The 18796-nt window shown below is 66.9% G+C and carries 21 protein-coding genes and 5 pseudogenes; 12 read left to right on the top strand and 14 right to left on the bottom strand.

The features are described from left to right. Positions 1-10: 10 nt before the first annotated feature. The 6 genes and pseudogenes from gcvT to IEY86_RS32930 form a co-directional block, all read left to right on the top strand. A complete protein-coding gene (gene gcvT / locus IEY86_RS32950; protein WP_189135577.1) occupies positions 11-1132 on the top strand; it encodes a glycine cleavage system aminomethyltransferase GcvT in 1122 nt (373 codons plus the stop codon). A gap of 57 nt (positions 1133-1189) precedes the next feature. Further along, positions 1190-1573, top strand: coding sequence for a glycine cleavage system protein GcvH (gene gcvH / locus IEY86_RS32945; RefSeq protein ID WP_189135576.1), 384 nt, complete (start codon positions 1190-1192; stop codon positions 1571-1573). Positions 1574-1590: 17 nt separating this feature from the next. Further along, a pseudogene (locus tag IEY86_RS32940) lies at positions 1591-2592 on the top strand (serine hydroxymethyltransferase); the annotation flags it as partial. Positions 2593-2662: 70 nt separating this feature from the next. Further along, positions 2663-2707 (top strand): annotated as a pseudogene (locus IEY86_RS38345) (hypothetical protein); the annotation flags it as partial. Positions 2708-2890: 183 nt separating this feature from the next. Next, positions 2891-3877: a lipoyl synthase gene (gene lipA, locus IEY86_RS32935; RefSeq protein WP_189135586.1), complete on the top strand. Its 987-nt coding sequence runs from the start codon at positions 2891-2893 to the stop codon at positions 3875-3877. Between the two features lie 157 nt (positions 3878-4034). Beyond that, a pseudogene (locus IEY86_RS32930) lies at positions 4035-4614 on the top strand (IS5 family transposase); the annotation flags it as partial. A 113-nt stretch (positions 4615-4727) separates the two neighbouring features. Here the strand turns inward: IEY86_RS32930 and IEY86_RS32925 are convergent. Further along, entirely contained in the window at positions 4728-5048 is a 321-nt protein-coding gene (locus IEY86_RS32925) for a CehA/McbA family metallohydrolase domain-containing protein (RefSeq protein WP_189135575.1), read from the bottom strand. 229 nt (positions 5049-5277) lie between these two features. Beyond that, the gene (locus IEY86_RS32920) at positions 5278-5589 is read right to left on the bottom strand and encodes a hypothetical protein (RefSeq protein WP_189135574.1); all 312 of its coding nucleotides are present in this window, start codon (positions 5587-5589) and stop codon (positions 5278-5280) included. Positions 5590-6742: 1153 nt separating this feature from the next. Here IEY86_RS32920 and IEY86_RS32915 point away from each other — a divergent pair. After that, positions 6743-7696, top strand: coding sequence for a class I SAM-dependent methyltransferase (locus IEY86_RS32915; RefSeq protein ID WP_189135573.1), 954 nt, complete (start codon positions 6743-6745; stop codon positions 7694-7696). A 90-nt stretch (positions 7697-7786) separates the two neighbouring features. Continuing rightward, positions 7787-8398, top strand: a complete 612-nt coding sequence (locus IEY86_RS38340; RefSeq protein ID WP_373287127.1) for a DUF6065 family protein — start codon at positions 7787-7789, stop codon at positions 8396-8398. Between the two features lie 48 nt (positions 8399-8446). On the opposite strand, the pseudogene IEY86_RS32910 reads toward IEY86_RS38340, so the two are convergent. Together IEY86_RS32910 and IEY86_RS32905 are read right to left on the bottom strand one after the other, a co-directional pair. Then, positions 8447-8763: pseudogene (locus IEY86_RS32910) on the bottom strand (IS630 family transposase); the annotation flags it as partial. A 22-nt stretch (positions 8764-8785) separates the two neighbouring features. After that, positions 8786-9289: a hypothetical protein gene (locus tag IEY86_RS32905; protein WP_189135572.1), complete on the bottom strand. Its 504-nt coding sequence runs from the start codon at positions 9287-9289 to the stop codon at positions 8786-8788. A gap of 325 nt (positions 9290-9614) precedes the next feature. On the opposite strand from IEY86_RS32905, the gene IEY86_RS32900 reads away from it, so the two are divergent. Beyond that, positions 9615-10607, top strand: coding sequence for an aminoglycoside phosphotransferase family protein (locus tag IEY86_RS32900; RefSeq protein ID WP_189135571.1), 993 nt, complete (start codon positions 9615-9617; stop codon positions 10605-10607). Between the two features lie 473 nt (positions 10608-11080). Here IEY86_RS32900 and istB read toward each other — a convergent pair whose 3' ends face one another. The 3 genes and pseudogenes from istB to IEY86_RS32885 all read right to left on the bottom strand — a co-directional run. Continuing rightward, entirely contained in the window at positions 11081-11884 is an 804-nt protein-coding gene (gene istB / locus IEY86_RS32895; protein WP_189135570.1) for an IS21-like element helper ATPase IstB, read from the bottom strand. Then, positions 11884-13131: an IS21 family transposase gene (gene istA, locus IEY86_RS32890; RefSeq protein WP_189135569.1), complete on the bottom strand. Its 1248-nt coding sequence runs from the start codon at positions 13129-13131 to the stop codon at positions 11884-11886. The genes istB and istA overlap by 1 nt, the downstream gene beginning before the upstream one ends. Before the next feature lie 224 nt (positions 13132-13355). Beyond that, a pseudogene (locus IEY86_RS32885) lies at positions 13356-13673 on the bottom strand (SDR family NAD(P)-dependent oxidoreductase); the annotation flags it as partial. A gap of 134 nt (positions 13674-13807) precedes the next feature. Here IEY86_RS32885 and IEY86_RS37725 point away from each other — a divergent pair. Continuing rightward, a complete protein-coding gene (locus IEY86_RS37725; protein ID WP_265806051.1) occupies positions 13808-13933 on the top strand; it encodes a hypothetical protein in 126 nt (41 codons plus the stop codon). Positions 13934-14369: 436 nt separating this feature from the next. Here the strand turns inward: IEY86_RS37725 and IEY86_RS32880 are convergent, their stop codons facing one another. Next, entirely contained in the window at positions 14370-14966 is a 597-nt protein-coding gene (locus tag IEY86_RS32880) for a chloramphenicol phosphotransferase CPT family protein (RefSeq protein ID WP_189135568.1), read from the bottom strand. Positions 14967-15294: 328 nt separating this feature from the next. Here IEY86_RS32880 and IEY86_RS32875 point away from each other — a divergent pair, with 328 nt between their 5' ends. Both IEY86_RS32875 and IEY86_RS32870 read left to right on the top strand, forming a co-directional pair. Continuing rightward, positions 15295-15555, top strand: a complete 261-nt coding sequence (locus IEY86_RS32875) for a type II toxin-antitoxin system Phd/YefM family antitoxin (RefSeq protein ID WP_189135567.1) — start codon at positions 15295-15297, stop codon at positions 15553-15555. Then, positions 15552-15728: a hypothetical protein gene (locus tag IEY86_RS32870; protein ID WP_308425196.1), complete on the top strand. Its 177-nt coding sequence runs from the start codon at positions 15552-15554 to the stop codon at positions 15726-15728. The genes IEY86_RS32875 and IEY86_RS32870 overlap by 4 nt, the downstream gene beginning before the upstream one ends. A 224-nt stretch (positions 15729-15952) precedes the next feature. On the opposite strand, the gene IEY86_RS32865 is transcribed toward IEY86_RS32870, so the two are convergent. From IEY86_RS32865 to IEY86_RS37125, 6 genes are all read right to left on the bottom strand, one after another. After that, positions 15953-16171, bottom strand: a complete 219-nt coding sequence (locus IEY86_RS32865; protein ID WP_189135566.1) for a hypothetical protein — start codon at positions 16169-16171, stop codon at positions 15953-15955. A 156-nt stretch (positions 16172-16327) separates the two neighbouring features. Beyond that, positions 16328-16702, bottom strand: coding sequence for a trypsin-like serine peptidase (locus IEY86_RS32860; RefSeq protein WP_189135565.1), 375 nt, complete (start codon positions 16700-16702; stop codon positions 16328-16330). Between the two features lie 53 nt (positions 16703-16755). After that, on the bottom strand, positions 16756-17214 hold the full coding sequence (locus IEY86_RS38335) for a replication initiator (protein ID WP_373287126.1): 459 nt from the start codon (positions 17212-17214) through the stop codon (positions 16756-16758). Next, on the bottom strand, positions 17123-17698 hold the full coding sequence (locus tag IEY86_RS37135) for a replication initiator (RefSeq protein WP_373287125.1): 576 nt from the start codon (positions 17696-17698) through the stop codon (positions 17123-17125). The genes IEY86_RS38335 and IEY86_RS37135 overlap by 92 nt, the downstream gene beginning before the upstream one ends. 115 nt (positions 17699-17813) lie before the next feature. Continuing rightward, entirely contained in the window at positions 17814-18005 is a 192-nt protein-coding gene (locus IEY86_RS37130) for a hypothetical protein (RefSeq protein WP_229698979.1), read from the bottom strand. Between the two features lie 8 nt (positions 18006-18013). After that, entirely contained in the window at positions 18014-18460 is a 447-nt protein-coding gene (locus tag IEY86_RS37125) for a transposase (RefSeq protein WP_229698978.1), read from the bottom strand. Between the last annotated feature and the right edge of the window lie 336 nt (positions 18461-18796).

Below are 18796 nucleotides of genomic sequence, written 5' to 3'. Positions count from 1 at the left end.
CAGGACAGAGATGTCACTTCTCCCCGCCCCCCGTCTCACCGCCCTCGATGCCGTGCATCGTTCGCTGGGCGCGACCATGACCGACTTCGCGGGCTGGGACATGCCGCTGCGGTACGGCAGTGAGCGCGACGAGCACAACGCCGTACGCACCAAGGCCGGCCTCTTCGACCTCTCCCACATGGGCGAGATCACCGTCACGGGTCCGGAGGCCGTCAAGGCCCTGGACCACGCGCTGGTCGGCAACATCTCCACCGTCGGCGTCGGCCGCGCGCGCTACACGCACATCTGCCAGGAGGACGGCGGGATCGTGGACGACCTGATCGTCTACCGCCTGGGCGAGACCGAGTACATGGTCGTCGCCAACGCCTCCAACGCCCAGGTCGTCCTCGACGCGCTGACCGAGCGCGCCGCCGGCTTCGACACCGAGGTCCGCGACGACCGGGACGCGTACGCGCTCCTCGCCGTGCAGGGCCCCGAGTCCCTCGGCATCCTTGCGTCCCTCACGGACGCCGATCTGGACGGTCTGAAGTACTACGCCGGGCTGCCCGGCACCGTCGCGGGCGTGGCCGCGCTCATCGCGCGCACCGGCTACACCGGCGAGGACGGCTTCGAGCTGTTCGTATCGCCCGAGCACGCCGTGGAACTGTGGCAGGCGCTGACCAAGGCCGGCGAGAGCGCCGGTCTGGTCCCGGCCGGTCTGTCCTGCCGCGACACTCTGCGCCTGGAAGCGGGCATGCCGCTGTACGGGCACGAGCTGACCACCTCGCTCACTCCGTTCGACGCGGGACTGGGCCGGGTCGTGAGGTTCGAGAAGGAGGGCGACTTCGTCGGCGGCGCCGCCCTGGAGGCAGCCGCCGAGCGCGCCGCCACGAACCCGCCGCGCAAGCTCGTGGGCCTGATCGCCGAGGGCCGCAGGGTTCCGCGCGCCGGCTTCCCGGTCGTCGCGGGCGGCCGGGTCATCGGCGAGGTCACCTCGGGCGCCCCGTCTCCGACGCTGGGCAGGCCGATCGCGATGGCGTACGTGGACGCGGCGCACGCCGCCCCGGGCAGCGGGGGTGTCGGCGTCGACATCCGCGGTACGCATGAGGCGTACGAGGTCGTCGCGCTGCCGTTCTACAAGCGCCAGAAGTGATCATAAGCACCACCCCTCCCGTTCATCGGCACTCCCCCGCATCCAGGAGAATCGGTCATGAGCGACCTCCAGCAGCTGCGTTACAGCAAGGAGCACGAGTGGGTGTCGGACGCCGCCGAAGGCGTCGCGACGGTCGGCATCACCAAGTTCGCGGCCAACGCGCTCGGTGAAGTCGTCTACGCCCAGCTGCCCGAGGTGGGCGACACGGTGACCGCGGGCGAGACTTGCGGCGAGCTGGAGTCGACCAAGTCCGTCAGCGACCTGTACTCGCCGGTCAGCGGCGAGGTCGTCGAGGCGAACCAGGACGTCGTGGACGACCCGTCGCTGGTGAACTCCGCACCGTTCGAGGGCGGCTGGCTATTCAAGGTGCGTGTCACACAGGAGCCGAAGGACCTGCTCTCCGCGGAGGAGTACGCCCAGCTCACCCCCTCCGGCAACTGACCCCGAGGGAATCGGAGATGTCTGTTCCGAACACGCCTCTCCATGAACTCGACCCCGACGTCGCCGCCGCTGTCGACGCCGAGCTCCACCGCCGGCAGTCGACCCTGGAAATGATCGCGTCGGAGAACTTCGCTCCGGTTGCGGTCATGGAGGCACAGGGCTCCGTCCTCACCAACAAGTACCCGGCGGGCTACCGGGCCGCCGCTACTACGGCGGCTGCGAGCACGTCGATGTCGTCGAGCAGATCGCCATCGACCGCGGCCCTCTTCGGCGCCGAGCACGCCAACGTCCAACCGCACTCCGGCGCGCAGGCCAACGCCGCCGCCATGTTCGCCCTGCTCTCCCCCGGCGACACGATCATGGGCCTGAACCTCGCCCACGGCGGTCATCCGACCCATGGCACGAAGATCAACTTCTCCGGCAAGGTGTACACCGTGGTCGCGTACCACGTGGACAGCGAGACCGGCCAGGTCGACATGGCCGAGGTCGAGCGGCTCGCCAAGGAGTCCCGTCCGAAGCTGATCGTCACCGGCTGGTCCGCGTACCCGCGTCAGCTGGACTTCACGGCCTTCCGCCGGATCGCGGACGAGGTCGGCGCGCACCTGATGGTCGACATGGCCCACTTCGCGGGTCTCGTCGCCGCCGGTCTGCACCCCAACCCCCTACCGCACGCCCATGTCGTGACCACGACCACGCACAAGACCCTCGGCCGTCCGCGCGGCGATGTCATCCTGTCGACGCAGGAGCTCGCCAAGAAGATCAACTCGGCGGTCTTCCCGGGGCGGCAGGGCGGTCCGCTGGAGCATGTGATCGCGGCGAAGGCGGTCTCCTTCAAGGTCGCGGCCTCCGACGACTTCAAGGAGCGCCAGCAGCGCACGCTGGACGGCGCGCGGATCCTCGCCGAGCGTCTGGTCCAGGCCGATGTGACCGAGCACGGCGTCTCGGTCCTGTCGGGCGGCACGGACGTGCACCTGGTCCCGGTCGACCTGCGCAACTCCGAGCTGGACGGCCAGCAGGCCGAGGACCGGCGCCACGAGGTGGGCTTCACGGTCAACCGCAACGCCCATCCCGAACGATCCGCGGCCGCCGATGGCCACCTCGGGGCTGCGGATCGGCACCCCGGCGCTGGCCACCCGCGGCTTCCAGGAGGAGGACCTCCGGGAGGCCGCCGACATCATCGCCGAGGCGCTGAAGCCCGCGTACGACACCGAGGCGCTGAGCGCCCGGGTGTCCGCCCCGGCCGCGAAGCACCCGCTGTACCCCTGCCGGAAGAACCCGCCCGGCACCCCCGCAACGGACAAGGAACCAGGAGGAGTCATGCCGCCGCCCCAGACACCAGTGGAGCCGTCACGCATCGCACCCGACGGACGCAGGATGCTGCGCCTGGAGGTCCGGAACAGCCAGACCCCCATCGAGCGCAAGCCCGAGTGGATCAAGACCCGGGCGAAGATGGGCCCCGAGTACACGAAGATGCAGGCGCTCGTGAAGGGCGAGGGCCTGCACACCGTGTGCCACGAGGCCGGCTGTCCGAACATCTACGAATGCTGGGAAGACCGCGAGGCGACCTTCCTCATCGGCGGCGACCAGTGCACCCGACGCTGCGACTTCTGCCAGATCGACACCGGCAAGCCGCAGGAGCTTGACCGTGACGAGCCCCGCCGGGTCGGCGAGTCGATCGTCACGATGGACCTGAACTACGCCACCATCACCGGCGTCGCGCGCGACGACCTGGAGGACGGCGGCGCCTGGCTGTACGCGGAGACCGTGCGCCAGATCCACGCGATGACCTCGGAGCGCGCGGAGGGCCGCACCAAGGTCGAGCTCCTCATCCCCGACTTCAACGCCGTGCCCGAGCAACTGGCCGAGGTCTTCTCCGCCCGCCCCGAGGTGCTCGCCCACAACGTCGAGACCGTGCCGCGGATCTTCAAGCGGATCCGCCCCGGCTTCCGCTACGAGCGCTCCCTCGAAGTGATCACGCGCGCCCACGAGGCGGGGCTCGTGACCAAGTCGAATCTGATCCTGGGCATGGGCGAAGAGCGCGCGGAGGTCAGCCAGGCGCTGCAGGAACTGTACGACGCCGGCTGCGAGCTCATCACCATCACCCAGTACCTGCGGCCCTCGACGCGGCACCACCCCGTCGAGCGCTGGGTGAAGCCGCACGAGTTCGTGGAGCTGAAGGAGGAGGCCGAGGAGATCGGCTACTCCGGCGTGATGTCGGGTCCGCTGGTCCGCTCCTCGTACCGCGCGGGCCGGCTGTACCAGCAGGCGATGGAGCGGCGGGCGCCGTCCCCGGAAAAGGCGTGAACCTGCCCACGGGCGGCTTCGGCCTGCTCACGTCGTTCATAGTGCGTATCAGGCACGTCTGCCCTGCTGGCACAGTGCTGTCCGACTCCATTTTCGGCGTTGAGCGGCTATGTGATCCGAGATCAGCCCTGCCGCTGACCTCCTCTCCGCGGCTGCCGAGGCCGGCGTCTGGCCGCGCCTGCACGCAGCCTTGCTGACCGAGCTGCGCCGCACCGACCTGCTGGACCTTGACCACTGCGCTGTTGACGGCTCGCATGTCCGGGCTCCCAAAGGGGGGATCACATCGGCCCCTCGCCGGTCGACCGCGCCCGTCCCGTTCCAAGCACCTCCTGATAGTCGACCGGCACGGAACCCCGCTCGCCGTCACCCTCACCGGCGGCAACCGCCACGACGCCACCCAGCTCCTGCCGCTGCTCGACGCGGTCCCGCCGATCCGGGGGCTGCGAGGACGGCCTCGCCGCAAGCCGCGGCACCTGTATGCCGACCGGGGCGACGACTTCGAACAAGTACCGCCGCCTGCTGTGGAAGTGCGGCATCAAACCGATGATCGCCCGACGTGGCGTGGCCCACGGCTGGGGGCTTGGCAAGGTCCGTTGGGTGGTGGAGCGGGCCTTCGCTTGGCTGCACCAGTTCAACGGCTCCGGATCCGCTACGAAGGACGCGCCAACCTCCATCAGGGCCTGCTCGAACTGGCCTGCAGCCTCATCTGCCTCCGTCGCCTGCGCACCGTACGGTGAAACGAGCGGTCAGGTGAGGATGATCGGATTGGTGAGTGCGGCGACGTGCCCGTTGGGATGGCGGACCTCGATGCGGACGAACCCCGGGTCCTCCGCCGTCGTGTCCCACTGCACTACACCTGCCCCGTCGCCGGGGAGAGACGCCCGGTGAACCTTCCCTTGATCGGTGTGGAAGCCGACGGTCCCCACCGGCACACCTCTACTGCCACCTGCACTTCGACCTGCCCACCATGAGTTGTGAGCTCTTCTCCCACCCCGGCGGCGCGACCATCGGCATTGGCGGTGAACGACACGTCCATGTCCGCCGACTCGGAGATCCAGCTGCGGCCAGCACGGATTCCGGCCAGGACCGCCTCGGTGCTCAGTTCCTTGGCGAAGACCACGGTGTGAGGGATGCCGATCTGCCCCCCCAAGTGGGTGTCGCTGTTGCCCATCGCCGGCCGCCACGAGCCCGTGTGGATGTCCGCTGCGAGGCTCCGCCTCCACTGCGCCAGGGCGGTCTCGTTGTCAGCGTTCCAGGGTCGGTCCGAAGTCCACAGTCCGTTCCAGACCACCACCACGTCGAAGCCCCGGGAAGAGGAACATGAAGTCGCCCGACGGATAGGGCGCATGCGGGTGCGCGGCCACGCACAGGCCCCCCACTCGATGGACCTGATCCAGGCACTATTCGATCAGCCCGTCCCTGGCGGCCGGTTCCTCGCCGGCTCGCTCGGCGAGTTGACGGTGGACCGCAGCGACATTGCCGCCCCACAGCGCCAGCAGCCGTCGTACCTCCGCGGTGGCGGTGAACCCGCCGCGGACACGTGCCTGAAACCGGCCCTCACTGCGCGCCGCGGACACCCAGTTCCACACCGTCCGCTCCGTGATCCCCAACGCGACCGCGACCAGACGCACATGAGCGGTGGCCAACTCACCACGGCCGTCCAGGGCCATCAGCCGGGCAACCGCACCCTGACGGCCCACCACCGCGGTCAACCCTGCCTGATACGGAACCGGCGACGAGCAGCCAGACGATTCCCCCACCGGCCTCATGGCCCTCCCCCGGCCACCAAGGGCAGCAGCGGCTGCCGCATTCGGACCAGGCGAAGCTGTCCCCCCAGCACTCGGTTCAACCCGACACGCCGCACGACCTCACACCAACGACGGAACCCCCGCCCGCCCGGGTTTCAACCCCCGCGCCCACGCCATAACACTCGGCGCCCATCCTTCAGCGGCAATCGGCGTCACCTTTCAGTGCCAACCCGGCAGCAGCCTTCAGCACAAACCCGCCCCACCACCCACCCGAGCAGCACCACTCACCAGCACCCAGCCACTGAAACCCAACGCCGAACCCACTGAAAACCAAACGCCGATCATCACGTTCGGCCAGCGTGGGCCGCGTGCAGGGCGCCGATGTCCAAGGAGAGGCGCCTGCTACTGAGACTGGACTCGTGGCGTCGTAGGGGCAGATGGCTCCTGGTCCGTGCGGTATCCCCGAGGGATGCTTGCAGGTGGAGCACGGAACGTGTGACGTGCTCCGGGACACCCCCGAGCTCGCGGCCGCCATCATCACCGGGATTGGCTTGCCGAACTCACGCGGGCTCAGCCCGGTGACCGGGGATATCCAGTACGGCTCCGACGCCTTGAACACAGCAGACACACGCCGAGCTCGTCTCACCCGTGACCGGCAGTTACGGGACAAGGCTGCTTGGGCCAACTGAGTGAATTACATGGAAACGCATAGAGCATTGGAGCGATATTGCGAACCTTCATCGTCGAAATCCGATAAAGATGTACTCAACTGTGCACGGTGCGCAGTCCTACACGATGTGACAATCGGGAGTGGTGATGGCGTCCGAAAACCCCGCAATCTTCACTGATTTCGTCAGAATCGACGATCACGTGCAACAGATTCAAGATGAGCCGTGGTCAATGTACTGGGGGGAGATGCGTGCTGGAGAAGCGCTAAAGTTTATCCAGGATCAGTCCCGGCACTCAAGGAACGCGGTGTTGATGCGGACGACTACAGTGTCCAGGTAAGCATCCTGAACTCTGAAGCATCGGCTATCCCGACGCAGCCGATCTGCATCGTCGCGATGGTGTTCCCCAACGAGAAGGCCGCTTTCATTACGTCGTACCGCCACACGCAATGACTTCGGCGATCACACGGCCAGTTTGTGAACAAGGCCCGAATCCAGAGTCGTTTGACTCCGCGCTGACGCCGCTCTTGGTCCCTGATGCTTCGGTTCTGCTGAGCCGTGACCTTCGCGCTCGCCGGCTCGATGCGGACTGGCTTTTGTACCTGCGTGCTGATGCACCGGCTACCGCCGTACTGAGGATCAGCGACTCTGCCATGGCGATTCTGGCTGGCATTGGAACGTGCGGCGTCGTTTCGCTCCAAAGCCAGATCGACCCGAGGTTCACGCTTGGCCTTATGCGGAACCTGCTCGACGTTGGATTGGTACTGCCAACCACGTGGGCCCGATCCGGCGAACCCTGCACGATTACGCCGGATGAAGTCCACAACTTGCGGACTCGTGTGGCTCCGGGCGAGACTACCGCGCTGGAACTCGAGGACCTGTCCGCTTATGTGGCTGCACGTTCGCTCGTCGGCACATCGTCGGCTTTGCTGATTGGAGGGCGACGTGGAGGCACCGCTTCTGCGATCGCTCTGGGCCTACAGGCTTCCCACTCGGACGCGAAGCTCACATTCATTTGCGATCAGGAGTGGCATCGCCAGCAACTAGAGGCCGTCGACCCTACACGGAAGTTGCCCAGCGAGCTTCCCAGAATTGAAGAACAACTGGGCCGGGCAGGCGTTACCGAACTCGTACAGTTGCTAGTCAAGGACTCTTGCAGTAGCGACGTAACGGACGAAGTGCCCGAGGTCGACTTGCTATACGTTGATGCCTCACATTCCTATGACACGCTGTCGGCAGACTTGACGGCATGGCTGCCTCGTGTTCGCTCAAACGGCATTGCAATGGTACACGGGTACGGGAATTCTCTACGCCCCACAGTTTCGTCGATCTTCAATCGACACTTGGGTTCATTTTCTAATTTCAATACGGTCCAAACGCTGGCCATGGGAACCAAGAAGTGATCATCAAATACACGTCTACCGAGCCATGGTTTCCGGCACCCAGCCGGATGCGTCCGACTATTAACGGCGTCGATCGCAAGCTGGCGGCTCTTGCCCGCCCTCCGGCCTTGCCCATGCATTGCCGCCCATGGCTGGAGGCTAATTCCACCGGCAATCACAGTGCCATTTCCATATTCCTTCACCGCTACCGTCACTGGGGGCCCAAGCGGCGAGATGACGGTAGAAATGTCAGACCGAGTGGGACCCAAGCCGCCGGGCGACATCGTGCATCAATTCGCGCCTGGCTATTTTGGTGTGCTGACGGGTTACACGTTTGCGACCGAAGCACCAATCGGGCTTTATACACTCGGCCATCCAGATTCACCTGTTAAGGAATTGCATGTTTCGGGATTGCTCGAAACATGGTGGTACCCTCGGCCAATGTTTGTAGTATTTCGGCGACCAGGTGAAGGGCAAGTAATTCACTTCCGCTCAGGCGATCCCCTCTGCCATGCCGTACCCGTTGTCTGCGGAGGATTGGATATCCGGCAAGTAGACAAGCAGGAGGAAGTCGACTTCTCTGTGGCCAAGCAGAATTACGAGGAGGAGCGCCGGGCGCGAGTCGACCTGACTTGGACGAGCGTGGAGGGCGAGTCATTCTCCCGTCTATACAAAGAGAAGTCGCGTCAGTCGCGACGTGAGTTTCGACGTACCGACAGATAACGCGGCTATCTGAGATTGAACTCATGGTGTCGTCTGCGGTCAGGGGTTGATGGTCAGCCAGTCGCGTGACGCGGCGAACTCCCGCAACCGGCTGCCTTTTGAACGTTGAAATTGTCCGAAATCAGTACGATCGGCCCGCCGAGCTGCTGATGGGCGGCGATCAGTAGGTCCCGGTAGTCGCGCCAGGAGAAGCTCTTGCGTCCGTCGTCCCGGCGCGGCCGGTAGATCAGCCGGGATCTGTGGCCGGGCTTGTGGCAGGTCAGTGCGGCGATGGATATCCGTCTATGGGAGCGGCCGCGGATCCGGACCACGGGCGTGCGGCCTTGCTGCGACCGGGTCTTGGCGTGCGGCGGCGTCATGGAGAATACGAATCGGCCCATCCCCCTCCTAAATCGGGGCGGCAGTGCCGCGGCGGGAAATCTCGGCGGCGTAGTCAGCTCGGGTTGATCCGGCCTCCTTGGTCCACCTCTCGGCGCGGCTGATGTGAAGTCCCAGCAGGCGGCTGAGGACGACGGCGGGGAGTTCCCAGGAGAGCTCCATGAGTGTGGTGTTGCGGGCGGGCCGTGCCTTGATGCCCAGGGCGGTGAGCTTGCGCATGAGCTGTCGGCTGCTGATCGGCTGTCCGCCGGCCGTGCCCGGGAAGAGCCAGGGGTGATCGTCACTGCGTCCGAGGACGGCGTAGCCGTGCCGCTGCTGGACGAGCTCCAACACTAGGGAGTCCAGCGGGGGCGGCAGGTCAGTCGGGTGAGACCCGAGCATGAGCGCAACCCCGTGCTCCGCGCGGGAGACCTGGTCGAGCCGGATCCGGGAGGTCCGACTCAGCGGCTGGGCGAACAGCAAGAGAAGAAGACCCGCGACGCGGGTGGCGGTCTCGACCCCGTCTCCCTTCACGAGTCGGCGGACGTGGGCCCATCGTTGATCTTGCTCAATGACGGCCGTCGAGGGGTCCTTGGGCGGGATCGGGATCAGGACACGGTGAGCGTGGCGGTTCCGTACTGACCAGACCAGGAAGGTCCGGGCGAGGTAGCGGACCCAGATGTCGGTGGACAGCCAGTCGTCAATGTCGTGCTGGGTGCATGTGGCCAGGCTCGTGCTGCGGGCCCTGAGCGACGGTCTCTTGGAGGGTCTCCCGGGCGTCGCCCATTCGTCGGCAGTCGGAGGCTGCGGAGGAGGTATCCAGTGGAACGCGCGGCGGCCTCTTCAGTAGGTTCTGCGGATGCGGCAATTCGCGGACATCGAAGACCTGTCGGGGCTCGTGGGTGACGCACTGGGAGCGGGATGCCACGTTGTCGCGGTGGACCGGTTGCGCGGGGGAAGCAAGAAAGGGGTGTACCGGGTCCGCCTCGATGGAAGCCACCCGGCGAGTGTGATCGTCTACAGCTGGGCCGAAGCTGAGAACTTCTGGCCAGGCGCGCACGAAGCCGACCCGACTGACCCGTTCGCGCCCGCCTCCGGGCTGGTCCCGTTCCTCGCCGCGCAGCGGAGCTTGAACAGCCTCGGGGTGCGGGTTCCGCAGGTGCTTCTGGCGGATGACAGCCGTCGCCAGTATCCGGCGGACGTGGCCGTGGTCGAGGATGCCTCCGGCGGCACGCTCGAAGCACTCTTCGAAACCGATCCCACGCGCGCCGCGGGAGCCCTGGGCGACCTCGCTGAGATGCTTGAGGTGATGCACCGGCACCAGGCCCAGCACTACGGCAGGGTGGACCTGTTGGAGCGGGGCGGCTCCGCATCCGAGATCTCGTGCGAGCGACGGGTCCTCGACCGCGCCATGCGGGACCTTGAGGAGGCGGCGGGGCGTGACGGCAGGATCGCGGCAGCCGGCACGGCATTGTGCGACCGTCTGCAGGAACTGGCTGATCGGGTGAGCCCTCGCGCGCAATACGGACTGATCCACGGTGAACTCGGACCCGACCACGTCCTGGTCGACGCCGAAGGTCACCCTGTCCTGATCGACATCGAGGGCCTGATGTACTTCGACGTCGAGTGGGAGTACGTCTTCCTCCAGCTCCGCTTCGGGGAGTGGTACCCCGCACTGGCACGGCCCGGTCTCGATCCGCAGCGGCTCGACCTCTATATGCTCGCGATGCGTCTGTCGCTGGTAGCCGGTCCGCTGCGTCTCCTCGACGGTGACTTCCCCGACCGGGCGTTCATGCAGGGGATCGCCGAGCACAACGCGAAAGAGGCGCTGGCGCTCCTGCCGTTGGTGTAGCCGGATACACAGGGCCGCGTCGAGCACCCGCCTACTCGACACTGGACGGAGAGCTGGTCGCCTTCGACACGGCCACAGGCCGCTTCGACTTGTGGTACCGCGACCTGCGCACCGTCGGCATCGAAGGCCTGTTGCAGCCAGGGTTTGGAACGCCAGTTCCGCCGAGCTGGAAGAGCTTGCAGGCCGCTGGACCACGTCCGGTTGAGCAGCTCCTTGGGTGGGCGTGGCCGGAGTGGGTCACTGCCCCCAGGCGCGTCGCAGCAGCGGTCTCGTCGTCGGCGGCGAGGAAGAACACTATGTCGTGGGCCATCTGAGCATGATGTGTGACGGGACGCGGTAGTTGGAACCATGAGGGTGTGGTGACCTTGCGATTCGGACCCCGCAGGTCACGCTTGTTGGATGTCGGCGACGCGTGAAGGGTGACCCGGTTCCGGCGGTTGAAAAGTGACCCCCAGTCGGTCAGTTGATGTTGGTCATTCCCCAGTGTTGGCTGCTGGAACCCGTCCGAGGTCGCGGCCCCGCATCCGGTAGCTGTCGCCCTTGAGGCTGATGACTTCGGCGTGGTGGACGAGGCGGTCGATCATGGCCGCGGCGACCGTGTCGTCGCCGAAGACCTCGCCCCAGCGTCCGAAGGGCTTGTTGCTCGTGACGATCACGGACGCGCGTTCGTATCGGCCCGAGATGAACTGGAAGAACAGGTTCGCGGCCTCGGGTTCGAACGGGATGTATCCGACCTCGTCGACCACGATCAGCGGGATGCGCCCGAGCCGGGTGAGCTCGTCGGACAGCTTTCCGTTCCCGTGGGCCTCGGCCAGGCGGGTGACCCACTGGGCGGCAGTGGCGAAGGCGACGCGGTGCCCGGCCTGGCATGCCCGGATCCCGAGCCCGGTGGCCAGGTGGGTCTTGCCGGTTCCGGGCGGCCCGAGGAAGATCACGTTCTCCTTCCCGGCGACGAAGTCGAGCGTGCCGAGATGGGAGACGACCTCCCGCTTGACCGACCGCTGGTGGTCGAAGTCGAAGTCCTCGAGCGACTTGCGTGAGGGGAAGCGGGCCGCCCTGATGCGGCCTTCGGCGCCGTGCGCATCACGTGCGGCGACCTCACGCTGCAGGCAGGCGGCCAGATACTCCTCGTGGCTCCAATCCTCAGAACGGGCCCGCTCGGCCAGCCGGGAGGCCGCATCCCGCAGAGCCGGAGCCTTCAAAGCCTTGGTCAGATAGATCAGCTCGGAGGAGACGTCGCGCTTGCCGCCGGCCTGCTTGGTGCTGTTCGGGCTCATCACGCCGCCCCTTCACCGGTGGTCAGTCCGCCGTCGATGACGCCGAAGATGCGGTCGTAGGAGTCGAGCGACCGCTCCTCGACCTCGGTAAGGTCCGGGGTGACCTGCTTGGTGCCGGCCGTCCTGCGGCCGGCGGCGGCAGCGGCGGCATGGTCGGGATCGGTGATCGTCTGGTGTCTGGCCCAGCTGCGGGCATGGCGGGCGACCTCGACTCCGTCGCAGGTCACCAGGACCTGTTCCAGGTCCGCGGCCACCTCGACGCGTCGGCCGATGGCGAGCGGGTGGACGGAGTAGTCGCAGGTGTCCAGGCGGACATAGTGGTCCCGCGGCAGCCTGAGCGATGCCTTCCACCAGCCGGGCGGGGCGATGGGAGGCAGCGAGAGCATCCCGGACCTGTCGGCGTCGATCCGGTCGGCCGGACGGGCCTGCAACGTGCGGTGAATGCGCCGGTTGGCCTTGGCGAGCCAGTCGGCCAGTTGGACGTTGAAGTCCGCCGGCGAGTTGAACACCCGTCCCGGCAGGAACGACGTCTCCAGATAGCCGTTCGCTCGCTCGACCAGGCCTTTGGCTTCGGGATCCCGGGGCCTGCAGAGCACGAACTTGATGCCCAGCAGCCCGGCGAACGCCGCGAACTCCTCGGTCAGGCGCGGACCACCGCAGCGCCAGGAGCCCACGGCTCCCTCGTTGTCCCAGACCAGTGTCCTGGGGACGGCGCCGAGTTCGGTCAGCAGTCGCCAGTGCCCGGCGATCAGGTCGGCCGCCGAACGTGACGGCAGCATCCGCGCGGTGATCCATCGCGAGTAGCCTGCCACCATCACAAGGACCGGCGGATGGCTCACCTGCCCGAAGCCGAGCGGGACCTGAGCCGGTGGGAACCACAGGTCGCACTGGGCCAGCTCGCCCGGTTCATAGACCGTCCTCGAGACCGGGTCGACCGGCTGGTAGGCCGGACGCAGCTCACGGACCCGGTTCTTGAGGACGGTAAGGCCACGGGTCCAGCCGATCCGTTCCGCAATCACCGTCGCCGGCATCTGCGGCCACTGTCCGAGCAGTTCGCGGATCTGCGGCTCGACAGCATCCACGATCGAACCCTTCGGCGCCCGCTGATACTTCGGCGGGGCGTCGTCCGCGATGGCTCTGCGGACGGTGTTCCTGGCAATCCCCAGCTTCCTCGCGATTGCCCGCACCGGCATCTGCTCGGCCCGATGAAGCCGACGGATCTCCGCCCAGTCCTCCACGCTGATCACCACTCCTCCCGGACTGACTCAACGAGCCAGCCGCCTGGAGGGGGTCAACTTTCAAGCGTCGACAATGGTCCACCTTTCACGCGACGCTGACAGTTGGAACCACATAGTCACACTGCTTGCAACCTGCGGTGAATTGCCATTCATGTTGGAACCCGCGTCGATATACCGGTTCGAGACGCGCGGGCGAAGCCGCCTCACCCGGCGGCTGATGACCGCCGTGCACATCACCAGGGGACTACGCCAGCGTCTTGGAAGAACCTGCCGGTCGGGCCGTCGTCCGGCAGGGTCGCCAGTTTGATGGCGATCGCTGCGCCCTGTTCGGGGGTACGCACGCCGCGGAAGCCGTTGAGGTCGGTCGCGACATAGCCGGGGCAGCCGGCATTGATCAGGATGTTCGTGCCGCTCAGCTCCCGGGCGTACTGGAGGGTGACGGCGTTCAGGAACGTCTTCGACGGCGCGTACGCTACGGCCACCGGACCCGTCATCTGCTCAGCAGCGGTTCCTGACTGCCGGGTGAGGGAGCCGACACTGCTGGACATGTTCCCGGAGGTTTTCTCCTGAGCGCGCTTACGCCTTTGAGCAGGCCATGGCTGATGTCCTCCTGCTGGGGACTCCTGAGCACATCGAGCTCGCGGCATCGGTGTGAGACTCGCTGGCTCGCGAGGGAAACGCCAGCGTGGACGGGCTGCTCATCGCTTTACGGCGCGATCTTCGAAGCGAGCTGGGCATCGGTGCTTCCGAGCTCGAAGGCGTTCCCCTGATCCGGATGGCTGCGGCTGATTCAGAGGTCTGGGAGAGCTGACCGCAGCCACCTGGCTCATGTGCTCGGACGTCCGCAGGTCGTGCATTCTTCGATGGAGACAGAACTTGGTGTCACCGTGTGTGCTCGCCGGGGGAGGGTCGGCTCCAGGTTTTGCCCCAGTCCTGGTACTCCTCCGGAGGACCACGCTTCCGACGGCCGTTCACCGGCGCAGCGACACTGTCCATCGCGCACCCCCAGCCCACGGGCGAGGGCCCATGCAGCCAAGGGTGTCAGCGGAACCTCAACGCACGGAACGAGCCGGAACCCCTCACCCCAAAGGGTGAACGCTCCGACCGGCTGTCCTGCCGGAGTGAAGTTGACTGTGGTTCTTGCACTGAGCTGCGGGTTTGCCGGTTGGGGTGAGACTGTCATACCTCGGGATTCTCACTGTACCTGGCGTCTGTGGAAGTCCAGCGTGGTATGAGCGCGTTTGGCCCTAGCCGAAGAGGCTGTGCTTCGCCGTCGGCGGTTCTTGGCTGTCCGTCAGGTGGCGTCGGCGGAGGCGGGTGAAGGCAGTGGGGTTGGGGCAGTGCGGGAGGAGCTCCTTGATGCGCTGTGCGCATTCGCGTGGGCTTGCCGTGCTGGTGTCGCACTCCAGGTCGTAGTCGCCGTGGGCGTGGACCAGGTCGTGTTGGTGGGCCGCGAGGCCCGGCCGGCGGTCGCCCCGGACCAGCTCGCGGCGGGCCAGCTCGTCCAGCGGGCAGTGGACGCCGACAAACAGTACGTCCTCGGGTGGCAGCACCGTCAGGCAGTCGAGCAGTCGCCACGGCTCGCTCAGCACATGGTCGACCACGATGTCGTTGCCCACCTCGGCCATGGCCGCAATCGAGCGGTGGAAGCCCCTTCTGGTCCGCCGCAGCGCTGCGTCGAGCTCCTCCGTCCCTAGCTCCCGCTTGCTGCGCATCGCGTTGAAGCTGTCGACTGCCAGGTGGAAGAAGACGCCGTCGTCCAGGATGTCTAGTAGCTCCCGGGCGATGCTCGACTTCCCTGAACTGGAGGTGCCATTGAGGAAGATGATCCGACCAGATGTCATATCGGCATGGTCGCATGGTGCCGTTCCGGCTCCGTGTTGAGGGAATCTCCAGTGGATCTCGGCGCCCGGCAAGACGGCAGTCCTGGACGCCTTAGGCTCGCGGGCGGTGAGCCCAAGGTGGAAGTGGCAGCGAGCTTGTCGGGTGTCCGAAGGCTGATCAATCGGGTGTCTGGGCTGCGAGGGGTTTGCAGAAGCGCTGTAGAAGCCGGGGAAGTGCCGCTGCCCGCGGTAGGACGCGAAATGCCGCACCGGGTCTATCGCTGCGAGGCACACAATTCCGGGCCTCACGTTCGCCCCCGGACGTGCACACTTCTGTAAGGTGGTGTGCATGACGGAGACGACCTATTCCATCGTGGAAGCCCGCGCCCGGCTGGGCGCCATCGCGCGTGAGATCAGCGTCACTCGTAAACCGGTCGCCATCACCGACCACGGCCAGACCGTCGCGATACTGGTCAGCCCCGCCGACGCCCTGGAGCTGCAGGAGCTGCGCGCCCTGGCCGCGTACCGCGCCCGCCAGGCCCGCGGCGAGGACGCCGGAGTCCCGCACGACGAGGCGTACAGCCGCGTGTTCGGTGAGGGCGAGGCGTGAGCTGCGAGGTCGTCCGGGAGCCCGAGGCCCTCGCTCAGGCGGAGCGGTTCGCCAAGGACGACCCGCAGGGCGTGCGGCAGGTGCTCGCCGCAGTGGACCGCCTCGCGGACGATCCAAGGCCCGACGGCGCGTTCGGCAGCGCCGGCCTGCTGCGTATCCATGTCGGCAGGTAATCGCGTGATGTACGAGATCAGCGACCAGCAGGTACGCGTGAGCGTCATCCACCTCGGCCGCCTGCGCTGAGCCCTGAGCGAAAGGGAGGCGAGGCCCCCGTGTAGAGGCCTCCCCCCTTTTTGGTCCACGATGCGCCCGGTCAGGGCTGCACGTGCACAGATCACCTTGCGCCGTTCACCGTCTGCCCCTGCAATGGGTGACCGGCTTGCGGTGCGCGGTTGCCCTAGTCGTCGACCGGCATGGGCGCGGGCTCGGCGTGCTGCATCCGTTGCGGCGTCCAGTAGCCGGGGTCGAAGTCCGGGACGGTATGGCTCACAGCAGTCTGCGGACCGCTGCCCGAGGACGGGCTGTGCGAGCCGTCCTGTGCGGACGCGTATCCGGCAGAGCCTGCGATGAGCATGGTCACGACCCCTAAGCCGATCAGGGTGAGAGGTTTGCGCATGTGGTCCTCGCTCTCATGGGAGGTGCGGGATCCTTCCCTGCCAAATCCCCGCACCGGCGGTCATGTGATTCGTCGAGCTTCGCCGTACGGCGTTCGAAACGCGGTTACGCTGCTTGGACTCCGTTGCGCCCGAAGGCGTTCCGCGTCCGTACAAGGTCAAGTGTCGTCCCCGACCTTGTTGTACAGGTCCCGGACCCCGTTGCCGAAGTAGGGCCCGGTCACGCCCACGTGGTCCTTGTCCGCCGTGGAGGTGACGGTGTCGGCGTAGCCGAGCTTGGTCCTGGGGCTGTACCCGGTCAGCCAGGGGCCGCCGCTGCTGCCCGTCTTGAGGTCGCACTGGGGCAGCGTCTTGCGGCCGTGGTTGTCCTGTGTGGTCCCCTCGCAGGTCCACTGCGTCGTCGGGAAGCCGACCGAGGGGTCCACGGGGTACCCGAAGGCGTTCACCTTGATCGTGCGCGGGTAGTTCCATTCGATGCCGTTGCCGCCCACCTGGTTGACCAGCTTCTTGCCGTGCAGCGGGTACACGGTCACGAGGCCGACGTCCCAGTTCCTGTCGCCGTGGCTGGTCCATCCCTTGAACGTGTTCAGCCGGTGTACCGCCCACGCCCCCGTACGGATGGGGATGGTTGCTGATGTGGAAGCGCGGCGTGAAGATCCACTTCTGTGCCCACTTGCCGCCCTTTCCCGCGTGTACAGCAGTGTCCGGCAGTAAGTACGAGCAACTTCGACTTGCTGTTCACCGCTGCGGCGGAGCAGTACAAGTTCCTTGTGGCGCTTGGGATCGTAGAAGCCCAGCCGGGCGGGGGTGGTCCGGGTCCGTCGGGACCGTCGAGGCGGATCACCGCGTGGAAGTGGATCAGGCCCCGTCGCTGGTACTCGGCAACCTTGACGTACGAGAGCCGGACTATCCCGTTGAGCTCCGTACGCGACAGGCCGATGCGTCGAGCGAGCTCACGGCGCAGCTCCAGGGCGAAGCGATGCCACAGCTCTCCGGCGTGCGCTTGCCACAGGGCAGCCCCGGGTAGTCGTAGCAGCGCACGCACAGCGGTTCGCCGAGGCGAGGTTCACCCTCCGCGTGCCGGAGGTGGCAAGCGACAGGCAGCCGTGCAGGCAGTGTTCGGACGCCTTCCGTGGACGGCAGGCGGTCACTTTGCCGTCCCGCTCACGGCGCGTGTGGACCGGGCCGAAGCCAGGAGCGGTGAGGGTGGCGAATACCCGAGGGTGCTCGCCGATCTCTGCCGTGATCTCCTTGCCGCCGACCAGTCCGGCACGAATGAGCTGGTAGGTGTCCGCTCGGTACACGCGAGCGCAGGAAGGGCAGACGGCCGCGCGTCGGTTGCCGCACGTGGTCAGCAGCCTGCCTCCGTGTTCCTCCGAGGTGTAGGTGAGCAGCGCCTCTCCCGGGACTGCGTGAGCTGACCAGGCCGCAACCGGGCCTGACGGGCGTGTACTCGTCCAGGATGGTGGAGCGGTTCGCCGCCAGGAGAGCGGGGCAGGAACCAACGAATGGACGTCTACCGCCGCCACCGGACACCGCTCCCGCCCGGCCGCCGGATGCAGCCCGAGCGGGGGCGCCAGCACCGCAACAGTCGTCCCGCAGACGCGGGAATGGTCCGGCACCCCCCGAGGCTGCTATGTCGTGTCAAGCCGCTTGAGGAAGCTCTTCCACGTCCCGATGGTTCCTTCGTTCGAGGATCTTGAAGATCTGGCGGCAGATGTTGCGCTTGAGGCATCGCCGGGCGTAGCGGGAGCTCTTGCCCTCGCCGATGCGACGGGCGACGTACGTCTTCGTGGCAGGATCGAGCCGCATCCTGATCAGGGTGATCGTGTGCATGGCCCGGTTCAGCTGGCGGTACCGCCCCGGTTCAGCCGGTGCTTGTTAGTCGGGCCCGACGAGGCCGGGATCGGCGCGACGCCAGCGAAGGAGGCGAAGGCGGCCTCGGAACGGAACCGGCCCGGATGCGACCAGCTGACCAGGATCTGGGCTGCGGTGATCGGCCCGACGCCGAGCAACTCCAAGAGTTCGGGGGCCTGCTGGCGGACGAGTTGCAGGAGCTCGCTCTCCAGCTCGCGGGCCTCGGCCTGGAGGTGCCGGATGCGCTGGGCGGTAGAACGCAGGGCGCGGATGGTCATGCGGTGCTCGGCGGACAGCGCGTGCCGGTCGCGGAGACCGGCACAGCGTGTGACCTGCTGCGGTCGGCTGAGGCGACGCAGTTCGGCACGGAGGTCATCCGGCGCGGAGGCGATCAGCGCCTTGAGCTGGTTGATGGCTGCGGTGGAGGCGTGCACGGCGCCCTGCCTGTGGCCGGCAGCACGCGCATCGCCTCGCGTTCCCCGCGGCTTCGGGGCTGGATGAGGTGCTCGGTGGCCAGGGCCTCCCGCGCCGCGCGGATGGCGTCGAGCATGTCCGTCTTGCGGCCTCCACGGACCGGAGGCCGTTTGGGGCGGCAGACCTCGACGACGCGTTCACCAGCGTCTTCGAGGAAGGCGGCGAGGCCAGCGCCGTAGCTGCCGGTCCCTTCGAGTGCCCAGCAGCGCCGACCGGGTCTGTCAAACGAGCGGTGTAACTGGGGTAGTTGGGGTTACTGGCGGGCTGCCGACAGGCGGCCGTCGAAGGTGATGTCG

This window comes from Wenjunlia tyrosinilytica (assembly GCF_014646055.1).
In the GTDB taxonomy this organism is placed as follows: Bacteria; Actinomycetota; Actinomycetes; order Streptomycetales; family Streptomycetaceae; genus Wenjunlia; species Wenjunlia tyrosinilytica.
This window is presented reverse-complemented; position numbering and strand designations above follow the sequence as displayed.